The organism is Shewanella carassii, assembly GCF_002777975.1.
In the GTDB taxonomy this organism is placed as follows: Bacteria; Pseudomonadota; Gammaproteobacteria; order Enterobacterales; family Shewanellaceae; genus Shewanella; species Shewanella carassii.
In genome coordinates this window covers 1-16,651 of the sequence record NZ_NGVS01000034.1, presented here as the reverse complement: position 1 = coordinate 16,651, position 16,651 = coordinate 1, and the positions used below count along the sequence as shown (strand labels likewise).

Annotated in this window: 14 protein-coding genes and 1 pseudogene; 2 read left to right on the top strand and 13 right to left on the bottom strand. The window is 52.2% G+C overall.

Annotated features, from left to right (window positions below; genetic code table 11):
- Positions 1-66: 66 nt before the first annotated feature.
- The 8 genes from CBE72_RS19110 to CBE72_RS19075 all read right to left on the bottom strand — a co-directional run bounded on the left by CBE72_RS19110 (position 67) and on the right by CBE72_RS19075 (position 10,308).
- Complete coding sequence (locus tag CBE72_RS19110) at positions 67-1,965, bottom strand: methyl-accepting chemotaxis protein (protein WP_100145855.1); 1,899 nt, start codon at positions 1,963-1,965, stop codon at positions 67-69.
- Positions 1,966-2,042: 77 nt separating this feature from the next.
- Complete coding sequence (locus CBE72_RS19105; protein ID WP_100145853.1) at positions 2,043-3,101, bottom strand: porin; 1,059 nt, start codon at positions 3,099-3,101, stop codon at positions 2,043-2,045.
- 107 nt (positions 3,102-3,208) lie between these two features.
- Entirely contained in the window at positions 3,209-4,174 is a 966-nt protein-coding gene (locus CBE72_RS19100; protein ID WP_100145851.1) for a formate dehydrogenase subunit gamma, read from the bottom strand.
- An 18-nt stretch (positions 4,175-4,192) separates the two neighbouring features.
- Positions 4,193-4,816: a TorD/DmsD family molecular chaperone gene (locus CBE72_RS19095; RefSeq protein ID WP_100145849.1), complete on the bottom strand. Its 624-nt coding sequence runs from the start codon at positions 4,814-4,816 to the stop codon at positions 4,193-4,195.
- Positions 4,813-5,361, bottom strand: coding sequence for a 4Fe-4S dicluster domain-containing protein (locus CBE72_RS19090; protein ID WP_039035838.1), 549 nt, complete (start codon positions 5,359-5,361; stop codon positions 4,813-4,815). The genes CBE72_RS19095 and CBE72_RS19090 overlap by 4 nt, the downstream gene beginning before the upstream one ends.
- Positions 5,362-5,372: 11 nt before the next feature.
- Positions 5,373-7,574: a molybdopterin-dependent oxidoreductase gene (locus CBE72_RS19085; RefSeq protein WP_100145847.1), complete on the bottom strand. Its 2,202-nt coding sequence runs from the start codon at positions 7,572-7,574 to the stop codon at positions 5,373-5,375.
- A gap of 118 nt (positions 7,575-7,692) precedes the next feature.
- On the bottom strand, positions 7,693-9,135 hold the full coding sequence (locus tag CBE72_RS19080) for a disulfide bond formation protein B (RefSeq protein ID WP_100145845.1): 1,443 nt from the start codon (positions 9,133-9,135) through the stop codon (positions 7,693-7,695).
- A 210-nt stretch (positions 9,136-9,345) separates the two neighbouring features.
- Positions 9,346-10,308, bottom strand: a complete 963-nt coding sequence (locus CBE72_RS19075; RefSeq protein WP_100145843.1) for a LysR family transcriptional regulator — start codon at positions 10,306-10,308, stop codon at positions 9,346-9,348.
- 335 nt (positions 10,309-10,643) lie between these two features.
- On the opposite strand from CBE72_RS19075, the gene CBE72_RS19070 reads away from it, so the two are divergent.
- Entirely contained in the window at positions 10,644-11,216 is a 573-nt protein-coding gene (locus CBE72_RS19070; protein WP_157929116.1) for a hypothetical protein, read from the top strand.
- A 45-nt stretch (positions 11,217-11,261) separates the two neighbouring features.
- Here CBE72_RS19070 and CBE72_RS19065 read toward each other — a convergent pair whose 3' ends face one another.
- The 5 genes from CBE72_RS19065 to CBE72_RS19045 form a co-directional block, all read right to left on the bottom strand.
- A complete protein-coding gene (locus CBE72_RS19065) occupies positions 11,262-11,840 on the bottom strand; it encodes a lipid-binding SYLF domain-containing protein (protein WP_100145839.1) in 579 nt (192 codons plus the stop codon).
- A gap of 222 nt (positions 11,841-12,062) precedes the next feature.
- Complete coding sequence (locus CBE72_RS19060) at positions 12,063-14,123, bottom strand: S9 family peptidase (protein ID WP_100145838.1); 2,061 nt, start codon at positions 14,121-14,123, stop codon at positions 12,063-12,065.
- A 68-nt stretch (positions 14,124-14,191) separates the two neighbouring features.
- Positions 14,192-15,043, bottom strand: coding sequence for a hypothetical protein (locus CBE72_RS19055; RefSeq protein ID WP_100145836.1), 852 nt, complete (start codon positions 15,041-15,043; stop codon positions 14,192-14,194).
- A 57-nt stretch (positions 15,044-15,100) separates the two neighbouring features.
- Positions 15,101-15,487 (bottom strand): nitrous oxide-stimulated promoter family protein, encoded by a 387-nt coding sequence (locus CBE72_RS19050; RefSeq protein WP_100145834.1) that lies wholly within the window; start codon positions 15,485-15,487, stop codon positions 15,101-15,103.
- 139 nt (positions 15,488-15,626) lie between these two features.
- The gene (locus CBE72_RS19045) at positions 15,627-15,986 is read right to left on the bottom strand and encodes a DsrE/DsrF/TusD sulfur relay family protein (RefSeq protein ID WP_100145832.1); all 360 of its coding nucleotides are present in this window, start codon (positions 15,984-15,986) and stop codon (positions 15,627-15,629) included.
- Positions 15,987-16,257: 271 nt separating this feature from the next.
- On the opposite strand from CBE72_RS19045, the pseudogene CBE72_RS20290 reads away from it, so the two are divergent.
- Positions 16,258-16,651: pseudogene (locus CBE72_RS20290) on the top strand (hypothetical protein); the annotation flags it as partial.

Genomic DNA, 16,651 nt, shown 5'->3' with positions numbered 1-16,651 from the left:
TAAGGCTTTGTTTCAGTCACCGTTGGGAAAGGGGGCTTCGGGTGAAAGCCCCCGTGTTCTACTGATTTAACTGAGTTTAAATTGCCCCACAATCTGTTCCAGCTGTTGGTTGGCGGTGGCCAGGTTGGCGGTTTCGTTACGGCTGGATTCTCCGCTGCGAGCCAGCTCGTTGGCCATTTCGCAGATAGCGCTCATGTTACGAGTGATCTCCGCCGAGACCGAGCTTTGTTCTTCGGCGGCAGTGGCTATCTGGGTATTGAGGTCGTTAATCTGATTGACAGACCCGCCTATGGTATCGAGATCTGTGGCGACTCTCTCTGTGGTTTTGGCCGTTTCCAAGCAGGTCTGTTTGGTTCTCTCCATCGAGTGGATCGCACTATTGGATGCCTCTCTGAGATTGTTCAGCGTCACCTCAATTTCTGCGGTACTGTCTTGGGTCCGCGCCGCCAGAGCCCTCACTTCATCGGCTACCACGGCGAATCCTCGTCCCTGCTCGCCGGCCCGCGCCGCCTCAATGGCTGCATTGAGCGCCAGTAGGTTGGTTTGATCCGCGATATCACCGATGACCTTCAACACCTGAGTGATATTGGTGGTGTCCCGGTCTATTTGACCTATCTGCTCTGCAGTATCCTCGACTTCCCTGACCAGACGATTGACCGTTTCGGTCGCCTCGGCAACCACTTGTTTAGATGCCAGAGCCTGTTCGTTGGTCAACTGAGTAAAGGAAGCGGTTGTACTGCCATTTTGGGCGACATCGTTGGCTGTGGCGCTCATCTCTTCTACCGCCGCGACAATCTGTTCCGTTTCTCTGGTGTGCGCCGACAATATCTGGCGATTGGTCTCGGTTTCCGTCTCAAGCCGTTCGACACCGCCTGAGATGTGTGTCGAGGCCTGCATGACTTCCTGCATCATGGCTTGCAGGTTAGCGATAAACTGATTGATCCCCTGGGAAATTTGTCCCAGATCATCTTGGCTGTGTATCTCGAGCCGTTTGGTGAGATCGCCATTGCCTTTCGATAACTCGGTGACCATCTCCTTGAGAGACAAGATAGGACGGTAGATCAAAGAAAGTACCCCGAGCAGGATAGTGATGGCACACAGCAACATAATGGCGGAGGAGATGACGGCGTTTCTCAGTGCCTGATCCACCACGGCATAGGCGCTCGACTTATCCACGCTGATGAATAGATACCAGCGTTTGCCACTGACCAAGGGAATTGCTTTCGAGAAGGCGAGCTTATCAATGCCATCGATATTATATTCCTGCATCATCTCATCATTGCTAAGCAGCTTCTGTTCCACTTGGGGGAGGCCAAAATCGGTAAAGTGGCTACCGGTAACCAATTTGGGAGACTCTGAAGCCAGCACTTTACCTGTCTGATCCATGATCAGGGCCACCGCCCCCGGGTAATCTATCGCGCTAACCACCTCATGAAGGTAGGTGAGCTCAATGTCGCCCAGGACCACGCCATCGCCCAAGTTTCGTAAGATAGAGATTACTTCGTTGCCGGTGCCATCATCGGTATAGATATCGGTGACATCGAGCTGGTTGGTGGCCTTCCCTTGTTGGTACCAAGGGCGCGTCCTGGGGTCGTATTTCCCTGGAATCGCCTTGCCGTTAAACCACTTATCACTGGTTTCTGTGGAATAGGCGCTGCCGTCATCGAAGCCGAAGTAGATGCGGGCGACTCCGGTGAGATCTGTGGTGAGACGTGCGATGTTGGCATAGTTGTCCAGATAGCTCCCCAGGTGATAGTGCTGAGCCAGTTGCTCCATTGCCTGGGCTTTGGCGTCAAACCAGGTAATGACTCTGGTCGCCTCATTGCGGGTAACGTTGATGAGTTTGTCGTTGACCCCTGTGATGGTGGCCTCTTTGATTTGGATATAGGAGAGCCAGTTTGAGATCAACAGGCTGAGGACGACCAAAGTGACCATAGAGGCCACGAGTGATTTCTTAAATCCCATTTATTGCTAACTCCATGAAGTGCGCGGAATAGAAGAGGCCGGAGCCGGCCTCTTCTGGAGGGAGTCTGGTTAGCGGGTTAGCCTTTCCAGTTCAGATCGAAGTCGTAGCGAATGCCGAAGGCAATGCTCTTGTCAGTAGCACGTTGTTCGTTGTCTTGCTGCAGATATTCAAGGTGCAGGCGTACATTGCTGGCAGGGTTCCACTCCAGTGTGGTGTTGAAGCCCTGATAATCCAAGCTGATATCGGACTCCAGTCCATCATCGAAGCGGAAGTAACCCAGCTTGAGTTTGTAATCCTGCCACAGCGGGATCGCCAGTGCCGCATCCAGGGTGCTGCCATCCCGGTCTTCGCTGCCTGTCAATTGATAGTCTTTATACTGGTAGGCGAGCGCCAGATAGATACCGTTGTCGAAGCTGTAGGCCACAGCGGCGGCGCTGGTCTTATCTTTGCCGGTCTTTAGCTCACCTTCGTAGTTGTCTTGCTCCAGATAGCTGACCCCCAGGTGTAAGCCCTGCCAGTCGAATCCCAGACCGGCGTTGATAGCATCGGCGCCGCTGTTGTTGGCTTCTCCATCGAAGCGTGCCGAGGCCATCAGGGTGAAGTGCTGCAGTTTGAATTGATATAGCGCCAGGTTATCGGCGAAGAAGGGGCTTTCCTGATTGTAGGCAAACGGGCTGTTGGCGTTGTTGAATATGTCTGTGTATTCGGCCACCAGGGTATACTGCACCGGCCGTTGGCGGCCAAAACTGAGTTGACCATAGGGGGAATCCACCCCGGCAAATGCCAGCCGGGCATCGCCGAAGCTGCCATCACCATTGAGGTTGATTTTCCATTCCCCCTGAGCCAGCAAGGCCCAGCCGGGGGCGAATTCGGTGCGGCCTTTGACGCCAATACGTGACAGGGCATCGCCCACATCCCACTCATCTGTGAGGTCGCTGTCGCTGTAAACTAGGGTAGGACGCAGTGAACCATAAAGGCTGACGCTGGTGTTTTGGGCACTTGGAGTGGCTTGTTGCTGTTCTAGGCGCTTTAGCCGTTGGTCGAGTTCTTGCCAATTGTTATCGCTATTATTGTCTGTTGCCATTGCTGTCAGCGGCAAGGCACAACCGAGTAAACACAGGGTAGATGCTCTCATCTGTTTGTCCCTCATTTGGGTATAGTGATCCCCGACCCGTCAGGGCCGTAGTGTTCATCATTTAACTTGGAAAACCCTCCTCCGGGAGCAGGAGGAGGGTGTGGGAGTTATTTGCCTTTGGAGAGGCTTTTGTACCAGAGATTGTGGTGCTGTTTCGCCCAGTTTTCGTCACACTTGCCGCTGAGCATACATTCCATACCGCCTTCAGAGATCACTGTGGCCATATAGATATGCACTACGGTAAAGGCGCCGAGCACAAAAGCACTGACAAGGTGGAGGATCAATGCCAGATTTGCACCGTCTTTGGTGGCCACTAGGCTTGGGAACATGAGCACCAGACCCGAGCCGACCATCAGGGCACCGAACAAGGCGAAACACCAGAACCAGAGTTTTTCACCTGCGTTGGCGAAACCTGCATCCGGATGCTTGCCCTTGAAGGGACCGAAGTTCAGGTAGCCACCAACGACTTTGAGCCAGCCGATATCACAGGCTTCAGGCAGCTGTTTTCCGGCCCATTTGACCACCATGACCACCCATCCCAAGATGAAGGGGAAGGCCATCAGGTCGTGCAGGGCTACTGAAGTACCGACAAAGCCGGTCCAGTGGGAGGCGCCCATGTTGGGTTCCAGCCAGAAGCGACCAGCAACCATGACAAGGCCTGTGATGATCAGCAGCAGACAGGCGATGGCGCCCACCCAGTGCACCAGCACATCCATGCCACTCCAACGGTCGATCTTTTTGCCGGAAAAGCCCTGACTCAGCTTGGCTTTACCATTGATGGCCACGAACAGTGCCAGCAGCACTATCATGCCAAAGAAGCTGTAGCTCAGGAGGTCGGCCCACCAGGAGGCTGGCGCCAGAGTATCGAGATACCCTTGATTGACTGGCGGCAGTGCATCCGGGAACTGGGCGTGCTCTGGCATGCCTCTGAGTTCGGGAATATCGCCCTGAATGGCCACTTCCTGTATCGGTTGCCACTGTTGTGGCTCGGGTGTCAGAGTGTCGGCGGCCAGCAGCGGTAAGCTGAATACTAAGGCCACAGCACCTGAGATAAAGGCATTCAAACTTTTCATGTCAAATCCTTAAACATCTTAATGATGCTTTGCAGTCGGAGTGTCGACCCCGGAATTCTTCAGTCTGGAAGTGAGGAAGTCTTCCAGTACCTGGGCATAGCAGCGCCAGAAATCCAGCTGCGCATGTTGGCAGATCCCTTCAGTAAACGTCTGATACCAGGTGCCAAGATGTTGCTCGAGGAAGACTTGCGCCAACTGTTCCAACTCATCGGCCGCGGCCGGATCTTCGTTTTGCTGCTGATGGCGCAGGGCCTCAGCACAAAACAGAAATTCCAGCTCATTGCCTATGTAGTCCGCCGGTTCGTTGAACCTGGTATCTATCACCAGTCCCAGCTGTTGATAGAAATCGGCGACTTTCATGGTACGGTCCGTATTCAACTGTCGACCGACATCGCGGTAGACAGATTCATAGGGTGGCACCAGCAATTTGGTGGGGCCGATACACATACGGTTGAAGTCACACTCAAGTTCCAGAGGCTCTGATTGCCACTGTTTGGCTTCCTGAAGCAGCTCTGGGTAGCGCTGCTCCTGCTCCAGCCAGTCGATAAGCCGCTTGAGCGACTCAGGGCTCGAAGGGGTAAACAACATCCCCTTCAAGGCCTGATAGCCGTTGGCGACCGGACCGAGGTCGAGGTGTGTCATGGTCGCTCCTTGATGATGACCATATTGGGCTTGGTGATGCAGTCGCCGTAACCTACGCCTTGCTTGCTGGCAGAAGGTTTCTGGGCCAATACCTGCTGTATTCTGTCGGTATCCAGACACTTGACCGGACAACCGTCGACACAGGCGGGCTTGAGTCCCTGATCGATAAGCTCAATACACATGTTGCACTTGGCAGCCTTACCATCGGTTTTCAGCATGACTACCGCATCATAAGGACAGGCGCTGACACACAGGCCGCAACCGGTACACTTCTCGCGATCCAGTACTACCAGGCCATCGTCACGCACTGTATAGGCTTGAGACGGACACACCATGAGACAAGCCGGGTTACCGCAATGCATGCAGGAGTGACTGAGCCACACGTCTACCATGCCGTCGTTGCGTTTGACTTCGTAACGGTCTACCTTGCGAAAGCGCACGTCTTCCGGCAGTTCATTGTGGATCTGGCAGGCTATGGTGCAGGCCTGGCAGCCGACACAGTTTTCCTGTCTGAAGACGAATCCGAGTTGATGTTTATTTTCCATGAGGATCTCCTTCAAACTTTGGCCAGTGCCACACGGGTTGAGTGGTAGGCCGAGCAACCGCCCATATCGGTCAATTTATCTGTGGTCAACGAGTTGGTGCAGCCATCGGTGCCGTTGGGGTTGAGTCTGAGCCAGTTACACTTAGGGGTCATCAGTGAGCCCTCTGGCACACCTGTGGTGACCATGGCAACAAATTTAGCTTCGCCTCTGTGGTTGCTGAGTTTGACTGTGTCGTTGTTGACAATGCCGTATTGCTGGGCATCTTTGGGGTTGATTTTGACGTAGTAGGCTGGGATGGCGCGGATATATTTCACGTTGTAGAAGGAGCTGTTAACCCGCTGTGGTACCCCGGAAGAGAGTAAGCGGAATGGCAACTCGCGCTCTTTGGGTTCCATCTCATCCTCTGGCAGGCCCCAATCCAGTACTGGGTGGAAACCGGCATCGGCCATCAATTGTGAACTGAACTCAATTTTGCCGCTTGGAGTTTCATATTTACCGTCGGCCAATACAGGTTGAGGAATGTCCAGCTTGATGTACTTCTCTTTCATCAAGCGGTCGTAAGTCACCCCTTTATAGTAAGGTGAATCTGTATCCAGCAGCTCGTGAATGATGTCATCGTTGCTGGCCTGGAAGGCAGGATCTTCAAAGCCCATTGCCTGACCCAATTCGCGGAAGAAGGTCCAGTTACACTTACACTCACCCAGAGGCTCGATCACCTTCTGGCATACCTGCACATAGTAGCCATGGTAGTCGCCGACAATATCATCGGTTTCAAACTGGCTGGCGGCTGGGACTATGATGTCGCAATACTGCAGTGAGTCAGTCATCACCATGTCGTGACCGACAACAAACAGATCTTCGCGCTTCATTCCCTCGATGACCGCATTGGTATCTGGCGCGACAACCACAGGGTTACCGTTATAGATGATCATCCCGTGGATAGGCTTACTGGGCTTATCGTGGCTGGTTGGGTTAGTTGGGTGCAACGCCTTGGCCAGCTCAGTCATATTGATGCGCTGGGCATCCGGATTCGGACGCATATATTTGCCGCTGGCTTGATATTGGTTCAAACCACCGCCCGCATGAACGTTGTCATAGATAAGACCGTTACCGCGTTTACCGAAGTTGCCTGTGACCGCGAGCAGCATGGCAACCGCGCGGGCCATACGGCCGCCGTTGAAGTTACGTTGGAAACCGTAACCCATACGCAGCATGGTCTTTTCGTTTTCACCCAGCACCTGGGCGAACTCGAACATCTTGGCTCTGGGCACTCCGGTAATCGCTTCGACTTCATCGTAGCTGATTTCATCGAGGCGCTTGAGCAACTCATCGTAGCCTATGGTCTGCTCGGCAATAAACTTATGATTAACGAGATCTTTTTCTACCAGATACTTCATGATACCGGCACACAGTTGTACGTCTGTGCTGGGGCGAGGCTGCAGGTAGATATCGGCCTGGGAACATAGCGGTGTGCGCTGTGGGTTGACCGCCAGTATTTTGGTACCGCGATCCCTGGCTTCGTTGATAAGTTTGATGGCTATGGTGTTGGAGACCACTTCGTCGTGTCCCCAGTTCAAATAGACGTCACTGAGTACTACATCTTCAGGATCCGGGCCAAGGAAAGTGCCGTAGAGCGACTTGAGACCGTCGTAGGCGGCGTAGGTACATACCTTACGTTCCAAAATGGAGGAGCCGATACGGTTCCAGAAACGTTCGCCGGAGGCCGACATGCCGATGGCACCATAGTTGCCTGAGTAGCTATAGGGCAGAATCGCTTCAGAACCATGTTCATCGATGATCTGCTTAAAGCGGCTGGCAATTTTGCTGTAGGCTTCGTCCCAGGTGATCCGGCGCCATTTGCCTTCACCCTTCTTACCGACCCGCTCCATGGGGTGCAGGATACGGTCGGGGGCATAGGTGTATTGCACGTAGCTTTGCCCTTTAAGGCAGGGAGCCTTGCCGGTCTTGGCCTGTTCCTCGGCGCCGGTGACGTAAGTCATTCGGCCATCCTGAACTCGGAACTTGAGCAAACAGCGGGCAGCACAGTTACGCAGACAGCTATGGTACACGACTTTACCATTGCGCTTGGCTAATAATCCTGAATTGGCTCCCGCCTCTTTGGCGTTGGCTACGCCGGGAGTCAACCCTGACAGGGACGAAAGCACGGCTGTGGCTCCGGCTCCCTGTAGAAATGTGCGTCTATTGATTTTCATAGTCATCACTCACCATAATTTGGACCTTGAGTCCGTTATGATTGTTGGCCCAAGGGCCTTTATTGTGCCGGTTTCCCGGCGTTACCCCGGGGGAAAACTCCCCCGGAGCTAAGGTGCGTTACATTACAAAGGTTTGCAGTTGGTTACGGCCGTTGATTTGGCTAACAGTCAGCAGTTGACCGTCGCGAACCAGTAAGCCTTGTGGGTTGTCAGTACCAGGTAGTTTCACGCCTGAGTAGACTTCGCCTGTGAGCAGGTTAAGTTGCAGCACTTCACTGGCATCCGTGTTGAGCAGCCAGGCTTGCTCATCATCGACGCTGATACCTGTCAGTTGTGGCAGAGCCTTGCCTTCCAGTCCTTTGAAATTGGCTTCGGCAGACAGTGTCATGTCACCCTTGTCGAAACGGGATACCACCAGGTTTTCATTCAGTTCATCGCGAGTAGTAACAGTCACATACTGATCCAGCGCCTTGCTGTAACCCAGCGCCAGGCTATAGCTGGTCTTGGCTCTGACAGTGCTGAACTGACCACGGGCAGTTTCACCAATGCCGTCGTTGCTCTGGTTGAAGCGGCGATAGTTCATTTCCCAGTTTTGTGCAGGATCCAGAACCAGCTCGGCCCAAGCCTTGTTGAAACCCATTACCAGCAGGCTGTTGGCTGAGGTAAAGCTAACGCCGCTTAAGGTTTCAATGTGCAGCATATACATGCCGTCGATTTGTGCCTGAGTGAGCAGTTTGAATTGCTTGTCGAGAATGTAGACCCAGTTGTCTGAAGTGGTCAGTGCATAGATCTGGCTTTCAGGTTGGTAGTCGATGGCAGTCACTCGACCGGAAATCGCTTCAGGCAGTGGTGTCTGACTCAGCAGTCTGGCTTCGGGAGCCGAGGCAAATAATGCTGGCGTCTTGTTCCAGGTATCCATGTCCGGGTTGCTGATGGCGTAAGCACCACGGGCATTAGGAGCATAGGTTGGCCAGTGATCCAGTTCCCAGCTCATGAACTTGGGATTGAAGGATACGCGGCCTGGACTGTCCTGACCGACGAAGGGGATAGGACCGGTTTGGGTAAAGGCTTGCACTATGTTGCCGGCAATCACTACCAGGAATACGCCGCAGGCGAATTTAGGCAGAGAGTCCAGAGGCTTGGTTCCATAGGCATTGTTGGGAAATTTATTACCCAGGGTCAGCATCAGCAGAGCTACCACAACCAGCACCACGATAAAGACCAGCAGTGCCCAAGTGTAAGTGTGGGCGCCCATGATCTTCAGCGAGAAGCCTTGGCCGATATCGCTGGCCAGGTTGAAAGAGGTATGCACTGATGACATAAAGGCACCGTAGATACCCAGCCAAACCAGCGCGGCAATATATTTAGGCTTGAGACCAAAGCGCACAATATACAGAGCGGTCAGTGCCACCAGAATCATTGCCGTACGTTCTTGCCAGCAAAATGCGCAGGGATTATCCAGCAGAATAAATCCGAAAAAGAAACAGGCAATACCTACAGGTAAGGCCATGATGACAATAGCGGCGAAGGATGCCAACTTGTTGAAAATATGCTCTTTCATAATGACTCTTTAGTAGTTACCGACTGGAAGTAAAACGCCCCAGGACATCATGATCCAAATAAAGAAACTCATCCCTATGCAACCGAAAAGCAGTTTGTCTGCTAGTTTCTCTTTTTCTGGTTTTTTATAAACCAGATACGCGGCATAGGCCGCTATACAAAATAATGTGAACTCCATTGGATACCTCTTGTTTCACTTGTGATTTATATCTTATGTGGCCGCAGCCAAACGCCATTCTCGTTCTAGTCCATAAACGAGTTTTGATTTCACCCAGTTGAAAGCCGGGGAATTATTTATATTTCCATAAAGGATATAATTACCTACCGTACGATGTTCGCTACGAATTTCTTTTATATTTTCAATCATGTTGTCAGTTAATCTTCGATAACTCACTGCGGGGATCATATCGACGAACTTGCGAGTAAATTGATTGCAGCTGAGTGTGATACTGTCCGACTCGGCAAGGATCTGCATCGCGGTGGCGACACTGTCGGTATAGCCGGCGACATCCATCTGCAGGCCGTTGTCTCGGCAAAGATTCACCAGCAAAGGGCAGGTGAGGTCGTTGTAATTGTCGATTTCCAGTAGCGGGTAGTGTGACAGGTGTTCCAGCGACATAGATTCGGCCAGCACCGGATGGTCCTTTCTGGCCAGAATGTAGATGTCACCTGTCTCAGAGAAGATTTCATAGTTGAGTCTGGCATCGTCGAAGCCTTCATAAACCACGACGAAATCGACGCCGCCGCCAATGAGCTCATTACTGCAGTCATGGCTTAGAGTCCGAACATCAAAACGTAAGTTTGGCGCTTCGGGAAGAATATAGTTATCTATGACTTTATGGACGGCATAGACAAATTCATCATAGGCTCTGATAACAAAATGACCGCCTGATTGGCTTGGTGAAAACACGGAATGTTGTCTTTCAAGTAACTGATATTGTTCCACCAATAATTTTGCATGTGGAATTAATTCTTCCGTTTTTTGAGTTGGGATTAGCCCATTTGATTTACGGACAAATAAAGAGTCCATAAAAACATCACGTAGCGCATTTAGTGTACGGGTGACGGCGCAACTTGATATGCCTAGTTCGGCTGCTGCCAAGCTTCCTTGGCCATGTTTATATACCGAGAGTAAAACTTTTAATTGGTTGTAATTAAGGCTGTCAATTTTCATCTAGCTGTCCCCACACTGCTGAGACATTACTATGAATTCATTGTGGGGATATTGCCAAGATTAAGATCACATTGAGAAATAGTTAATTATTTTAAACATGAATTGCTTCCTAAATTTAGTCAGGTGAAAAATCCATATTTCTTTAAATGAAATTAATGAAGGGCTATTTTTATACTCAGGGTGTGAATTTACTCAAGTAATATAGTGAAAGAATTTCGGAAGTGAGCCGTTGTGACTTTGTTACTTGCTTACTGTGAGTATTTGTTGTAGGGATTCAGTTTGGTTTCAAACTACATCGTTATAGTCGTTCATTTAATCAGGAAGGAACAAGAATAATGAAACGATGGGGATTGATGGCGGCCTTATTACTGACAACGTCGGTACAGGGGCAGGAGTTGACCGCTGCCGAGCAGTTTTTTAACCGATTATCCGGTTTGTGCGGTAAGGCCTACAGTGGTGAGTTGATCAAGGGAGGCAGTATCGGCGATGGTTTCACGGGCCAGCCGTTGGTGATGCATGTGCGCCAATGTTCAAAAACTGAGATCCGTATTCCACTACATGTGGGAGAGGACAGATCCCGCACCTGGGTGATCAGCAAGACCGCCGATGGTCTTAGGCTCAAGCATGATCATCGTCATCAGGATGGCAGCGAAGATGCTGTGACTCAGTATGGTGGCGACAGTCGCAGTCCGGGAAGCGAGTCCTGGCAGTCTTTTCCGGTCGATGAATTTTCCATTGCCAACTTCAAACAGCATGGTCTGGCGCAGTCGGTCACCAATGTTTGGCATCTGGGGTTGGATCAGCAGAACTTCAGTTATCGCCTGACCCGGGAAAACCGAGACTTTCTGTTGCAATTCAATTTGAGCAACGAGGTGACGCCGCCACCGGCACCATGGGGACATGAATAAAACGGGTTAATGGCTGAGGCGGCCTGAGCCGCCTCGCCAATCAGCCTATTGCGCCTCGAAGGTAAATGACTGTCCGGCCAGCGCGGCTTCGACCATGAGGCCACCCTTGGCGGCGGTAAATACCGCCATGCCGTTGATATAGGCAGCTTTGGCAGCCTGACTGCCGCCGGATTGGCCCGCTCCGGCCGAGTTACCTGTGGTACCGGCCTGAGCGTTGGCACCGGCATTGATGGCTACGGCAGAAGCCTGGGCGCCGAACTCAAAGCTGCCGCTGGTAAAGTCGCGGTAGGCCTGTGCATCCTTGAAGAAAATAATCTCGCTGTAGGCCTGACCACCGATTTGAAAACCGATGGAGACCTGAGTCATGCTCGAGTCACCGGTATAGACGCCGCCGCGATAGACACGCCCCTTACCATAGGCCGCCCCTATGCCCAGGCCTCCCTTGCCGACAGTGGGAAATATGGCGTAACCATAGGCGGAGTCGAAGAATTTATGGGTTTCACTGGCTTGTTTAAAGGTGGCTATGGCATTGCTGTAGTTGTCATTGGCACTGGCAGTCGGGATCAGCAGCAGACTGCTCAGCAAGGCGAAGAGGGCAAACAAGGTATTTGAAAGGGCTTTCATGATGAACCTCCAAATTGAGAGTCTTAAGCTCTCCTTCAATGAGAGACTAGATACCTACGGGTACTCTTGAGCTTACTTGTCCGGCGCTAAAAATACAGGGTTGAAGGCTAAAAAAGCGCCTATGATGGCGCTTTTTAGAGTAAATGTCAGCCAAAGTTCAGTTAACTAAAGCTCAGTTAACTAGAGCTCAGTTAACCCGGTTTCTATGACTGCGCCGCTAGGCTATGGCAAGGGTTTGCCGAGAACATAATGTTCAAACCAGGCCTGATCCCAGTCCATCTTGGCTTGCCTGTGCTTGTAGCTGTTCAAACCATGGCCTTCACCCGGGTAAGTAATCAGTTCCACCGGCACATTCAGGTAATGCCTGAGGGCGCGATATAGCCCCTGGGCGTGGCCCAAAGGCACCCTGGCGTCTTTCTCTCCGATATGGATAAGTGTCGGGGTCTTTATCTTGTCAGCCTGTGTCAGCGATGAGCCATGGTTATAGGCCTCGGGTTTTTCCCATGGCAAGCCCTGCATAAAGTTGACCACATGTCCGGGCGTATCTTCCAGCATCCATTGCAGGCGCTGATCGAACACCCCGGCCCCAGAACTGGCAGCCTTGAATCTGTCGCTACTGGCAATAAGTGCATTGGTCAGATAGCCGCCGTTGCTCCAGCCCATGACCGCTAACTTGTCGGCATCGACCAGGCCCTCGGCAATCAGCTTGTCTACCCCGGCCATGATGTCGTTTACCTCAATTTCGTGTTCATGGCCCACTAGGTCAGTGAGGAACTTGTCGCCATAGCCAGTAGAGCCACGGTAGTTGGGTGACAACAAGGCCCAGCCGTTGGCGGCAAAAGTCGCACGGCCATAGGATCTGTGTTGCAGTGCAAATGGGGTGGCGGCAGTGGGGCCGCCGTGAATTTGCACGACAAGCGGCAGCGGGCCATCGGCTTTGCGGTAGCCGGGTGGTAATTCCAGTATGCCTTCAACTTGTGTGCCATCGGCGGCTTGCCACTTGACTATGCTCAGTTGTGGCAGCAGCCAGGAATCGGTTTGCGGATTGATATGGGTTAGGCGTTTGGTCGGTGCTTTGCGCTTCTCGGCGTTGGCGATAAACAGATCGTAGAAGTGATCTAGGCCGTTATGGCTGAACGCCAGTTGCTTGCCGTTGTGACTGAAACTGTAGCTGCCGATGACGGTATCATCCTGCAGCAGAGTTCGGGTATCGCCCTGTTCCAAGTCATTGATTTCGGTGCAGTAGAGGCGTACCAGCGCATGATCGGCGCCGCGATAGCAGATCTCTTCACTGCCCGGTCGCCAACGGATATCGCCGCCGCTGAGAGTCATATCACCCTGGCGTTTAACACTCAAAGGTGCCTGCTTGGGTTGACTGGTATCACTGATAAACAGGTTGCCGGGATGCCCATCGAAGTCGATTCTGAAGGCGAGGCGGCGGTTGTCCTCGGCCCAACTCAGCCCCAGTAACCAACCGTAAGGAGAGGGCGCCTGTTCACGCCAACGCTTGTCTGCCAGAACATGATTGGTGGCGTTTTTGATATCGAAGACTTCTACTTGGGACCCGCCTTCCAGATTGACCAGTTCATTGTCTTCTGTGGTGATCCGCGCCAGTTTGTTGCCATCATGGCTGACGCTGAACTCCCAAACGACCTTGTCATCATCCAATAACAACTGTTTGCGGAAATGGTTCAGATCGAGGCGGTAAAGGGGGTTGGTTTCGCGACTGCCGTGGCCATACTCTGGACCTTGGTGGGTGGCGCGCATACCGGCCCAGGGATCTTTATCTGTCAGGGTCTTATGGCTCAGGAAATAGAGTTGGCTGCCGTCATTACTCAACTGGTAACTCTTGACGCCATCGGCCTCCTGAGTGATGGGGACGGCTTCACCGCCCTGAATTGAGAGCCGGTAAATTTGCGCTTTGGCGTTGAAGGGCGCCGGTTGCTCGGCATCGCCGCGGCTGCTGAGGAAGTAGATATATTGGCCATCGGGACTCCAACTGATGGCGCTTTCACTCTCGTTACTGAAGGTCAGACGTTTGCTTTGGCGGCTCTTGCTGTCGACCAGCCAGATGTCTTTCTGAGCCTTATCCAGATTTTTGTCCCAGCGGGACTCCAACCAGGCGGCCATTTTTGCGTCTGGGCTGAGCGCTACCTGGCCCATGTTGGCTATCTCGAAAAAGTCCTGGTTGGTTATTTTATGCTGCCGCTCTGCGGCCAAGGCCTGGGTTCCCATACCGACAAGGCACAGGGCCAGCAGGCTGTAACTGCTACGCAATCCCATCTCTGTTCCTTTGTTTTTGTTATTAAAAGCCGCTTTAGATTAACGTAAAGGTCACAGTCTGGGCGATGTTACTTCTCTTTTTTTTCGTGCAGTATCTCATTGAGAAAATCCAGCTCCTCTTTATCGAGAGGCTGTTTGGGCATTGATGCGTTACGGGGGCTGTGTTCGCGCAGATAGGCGGCGCGGGTGAGCTGATTGAGGCCGTAGATGGCCAGCAGATAGAGGGTCAGCAGTAGTGCCAGTCTCGGAACAGCCTGAGCCACAACCGAAAATTGATCGCCGAAAAACAGGGTCAAGAGCACGGCAATATTGCGTACCAACCAAGTGAGGATCAGTGTCAGGGTCAAGATCAGTAGCCAGTGGTTGCCCAGCTGTTGTAAACGGCTGTCTAATTCATTCGGAGCTTGATAGTGACGTTTCATCAACTGCAGTACCAACACCAGATACAGGGCCGTTTGCATTAGTAGCAATAAAGGTAACACTAGTGAACCCCAGTTCAGGCTGGGCTGATAACCGAGCAAGGCCAAGCCTGTGATCAGGCTGGGATTGAACAGCCACAACAACACGACCAGAAGCATGGCGAACATGGATGGCAACAGATGTTTAAGAGGTAACTTCGGGCTCGCAGCTGGCCTGAGTTGCAGTTTCAGATATTGATACAAGGCCGGCATTAACAGGAAGTACAGTGGCAGCAGTAGCAAAAATAACAGGTGGATAGGCGCCGGGGTATTGTCGCGATTGAATAGGCCGGTAAAGAAATAGAGCGCCATTATGGCAAAAAGTGCGGTTAATAGCCGCTGTTGATTAGCGTTGCCCTGAGGGGCAAAGTGGGCGTAGAGGGATAGCGCCAGGCAATGCAGGCCGCCAAGTAGCGATAGCCACCAGTAAGCTTGGGTAAAAATGTCGCTGAATTCAGTCATCCGTCCCCCTTAACGACATACATATCTCAGCCGCTTTTGGGGTGCAACAAAAAATAATTAGTTTTTGGCGTCTTGCATGCGCTTATGGCGGTTGGAGGCGTCCTTCGGCGGCTTTGCGGGCGCGGCTTTGCGTTCGCACCAGAGGTGACGCAGTGCCAGGATAGGGTGACTCAACAGCATTCTGGGGCCGGCGTAACGCATGACCTGACGCATCTGCTCTTTGGGTTCCGGCTTATAGCAGTGTACTGGGCATTTGTTGCAGGTGGGCTTGCTTTCACCGTAGGGGCAGCGGTCGAGGCGAGTGTGAGCGTACTCCATCAAGGCCTGACAGTCGGGGCAGAGGCTGCCATCGTCGGCTCTGGGATGATGGTCACGGCAGTAGATCCACACCATGGCAGAAACAGTGCGGAATTCGGTCAGCAGTTTTCCTTGCAGCAGTTCCATAGCCTTACCTTAGTAAATAACTCAACTATGGTCATCTTAGTCCTGAGGCTAGGGGGGATTCAAAGACAGTGGCAGGAATTATGAAGGTGCGCACAAAATGAAGCTTTATGCACACCCAAGGTCAAATCTCAACTTAACCCTAGATATGGATAACCTTGTCGGCTTCCAGGGTCCAGCGGCTCAGGTCTCCGAGTGTGCCAATGGCAGCACCATCGAGTAGCATTTCGGCCACTACGCCGCGAGCTTCAACACAGGTCTTGCACAACAATAGGGGCACACCCTGGGCGGTGAGGATTTCAAACATCTGCTGCAGGTTGTAGCTGAGATCCGGGGTATTTTGGCCTTTGACTGCCCCAAAGACAGCATCCGACATCAGGAAGATTTTGAGTTCTACTTCGGTCTGCTCCTGGTCTTTCAGCGCCAGGGCGATACGCAGAGTGTTGAATAACTTTTCTGTGCCATAAGGGCTGGCATGCGCCACTATCAGTAACTTTTGCATCTGAATCCTTGTTTGCCATTCTTGGGATCAAAACTCATAGAGTGTACCAGTTTTGGCGTTGTTAATGGCAGATTGAGCTTCACAGACCGAGTTTCACTCGCAAAATGCGTCTCAAACCGGGAGGAAAAAGCATAAATACTTGATTTATACTAAGACGATACTCTATTAATATCGGTTAAACTCTGTGCAGAGAGGGGTGGTTTTGGCGGAGTGCCAAAATCATGAAATAGGGCTGCCAGTTGGCCCGGCACTCAATAAATGGTGGACGAAGATGTTTAAAATCCTGGTCATAATCCTGTTGGTTGCAGCGGGTATTTTCCTCTATAACCGGGCGCAGCGGCTGGCAAAAGAGGAACGTGATGAGGCGCTCAAGCTTAAAGAAAAAGCTTCGACCATGCCTCAGGCGTCACAGGCCGAGACAACAAACGAGACTCAGGAGGAACACCAGAGTGTCGATCTGGACTTTGCCGAATCGAAAGAGCCTGTTCCGCCTCAGCCATCGGCTGAGCAAGTGACCAGCGAGTCGACCGAGCTTGAGTCTCAAACCGAAAATAGCGCGTCAGAGGTGGAAGTTGGCCGCGCCGAGGTCGAGACTGTCCTGCCAGAGCCAGAGCCAGAGCCAGAGCCAGAGCCAGAGCCAGAGCCAGAGCCAGAGCCAGAGCCAG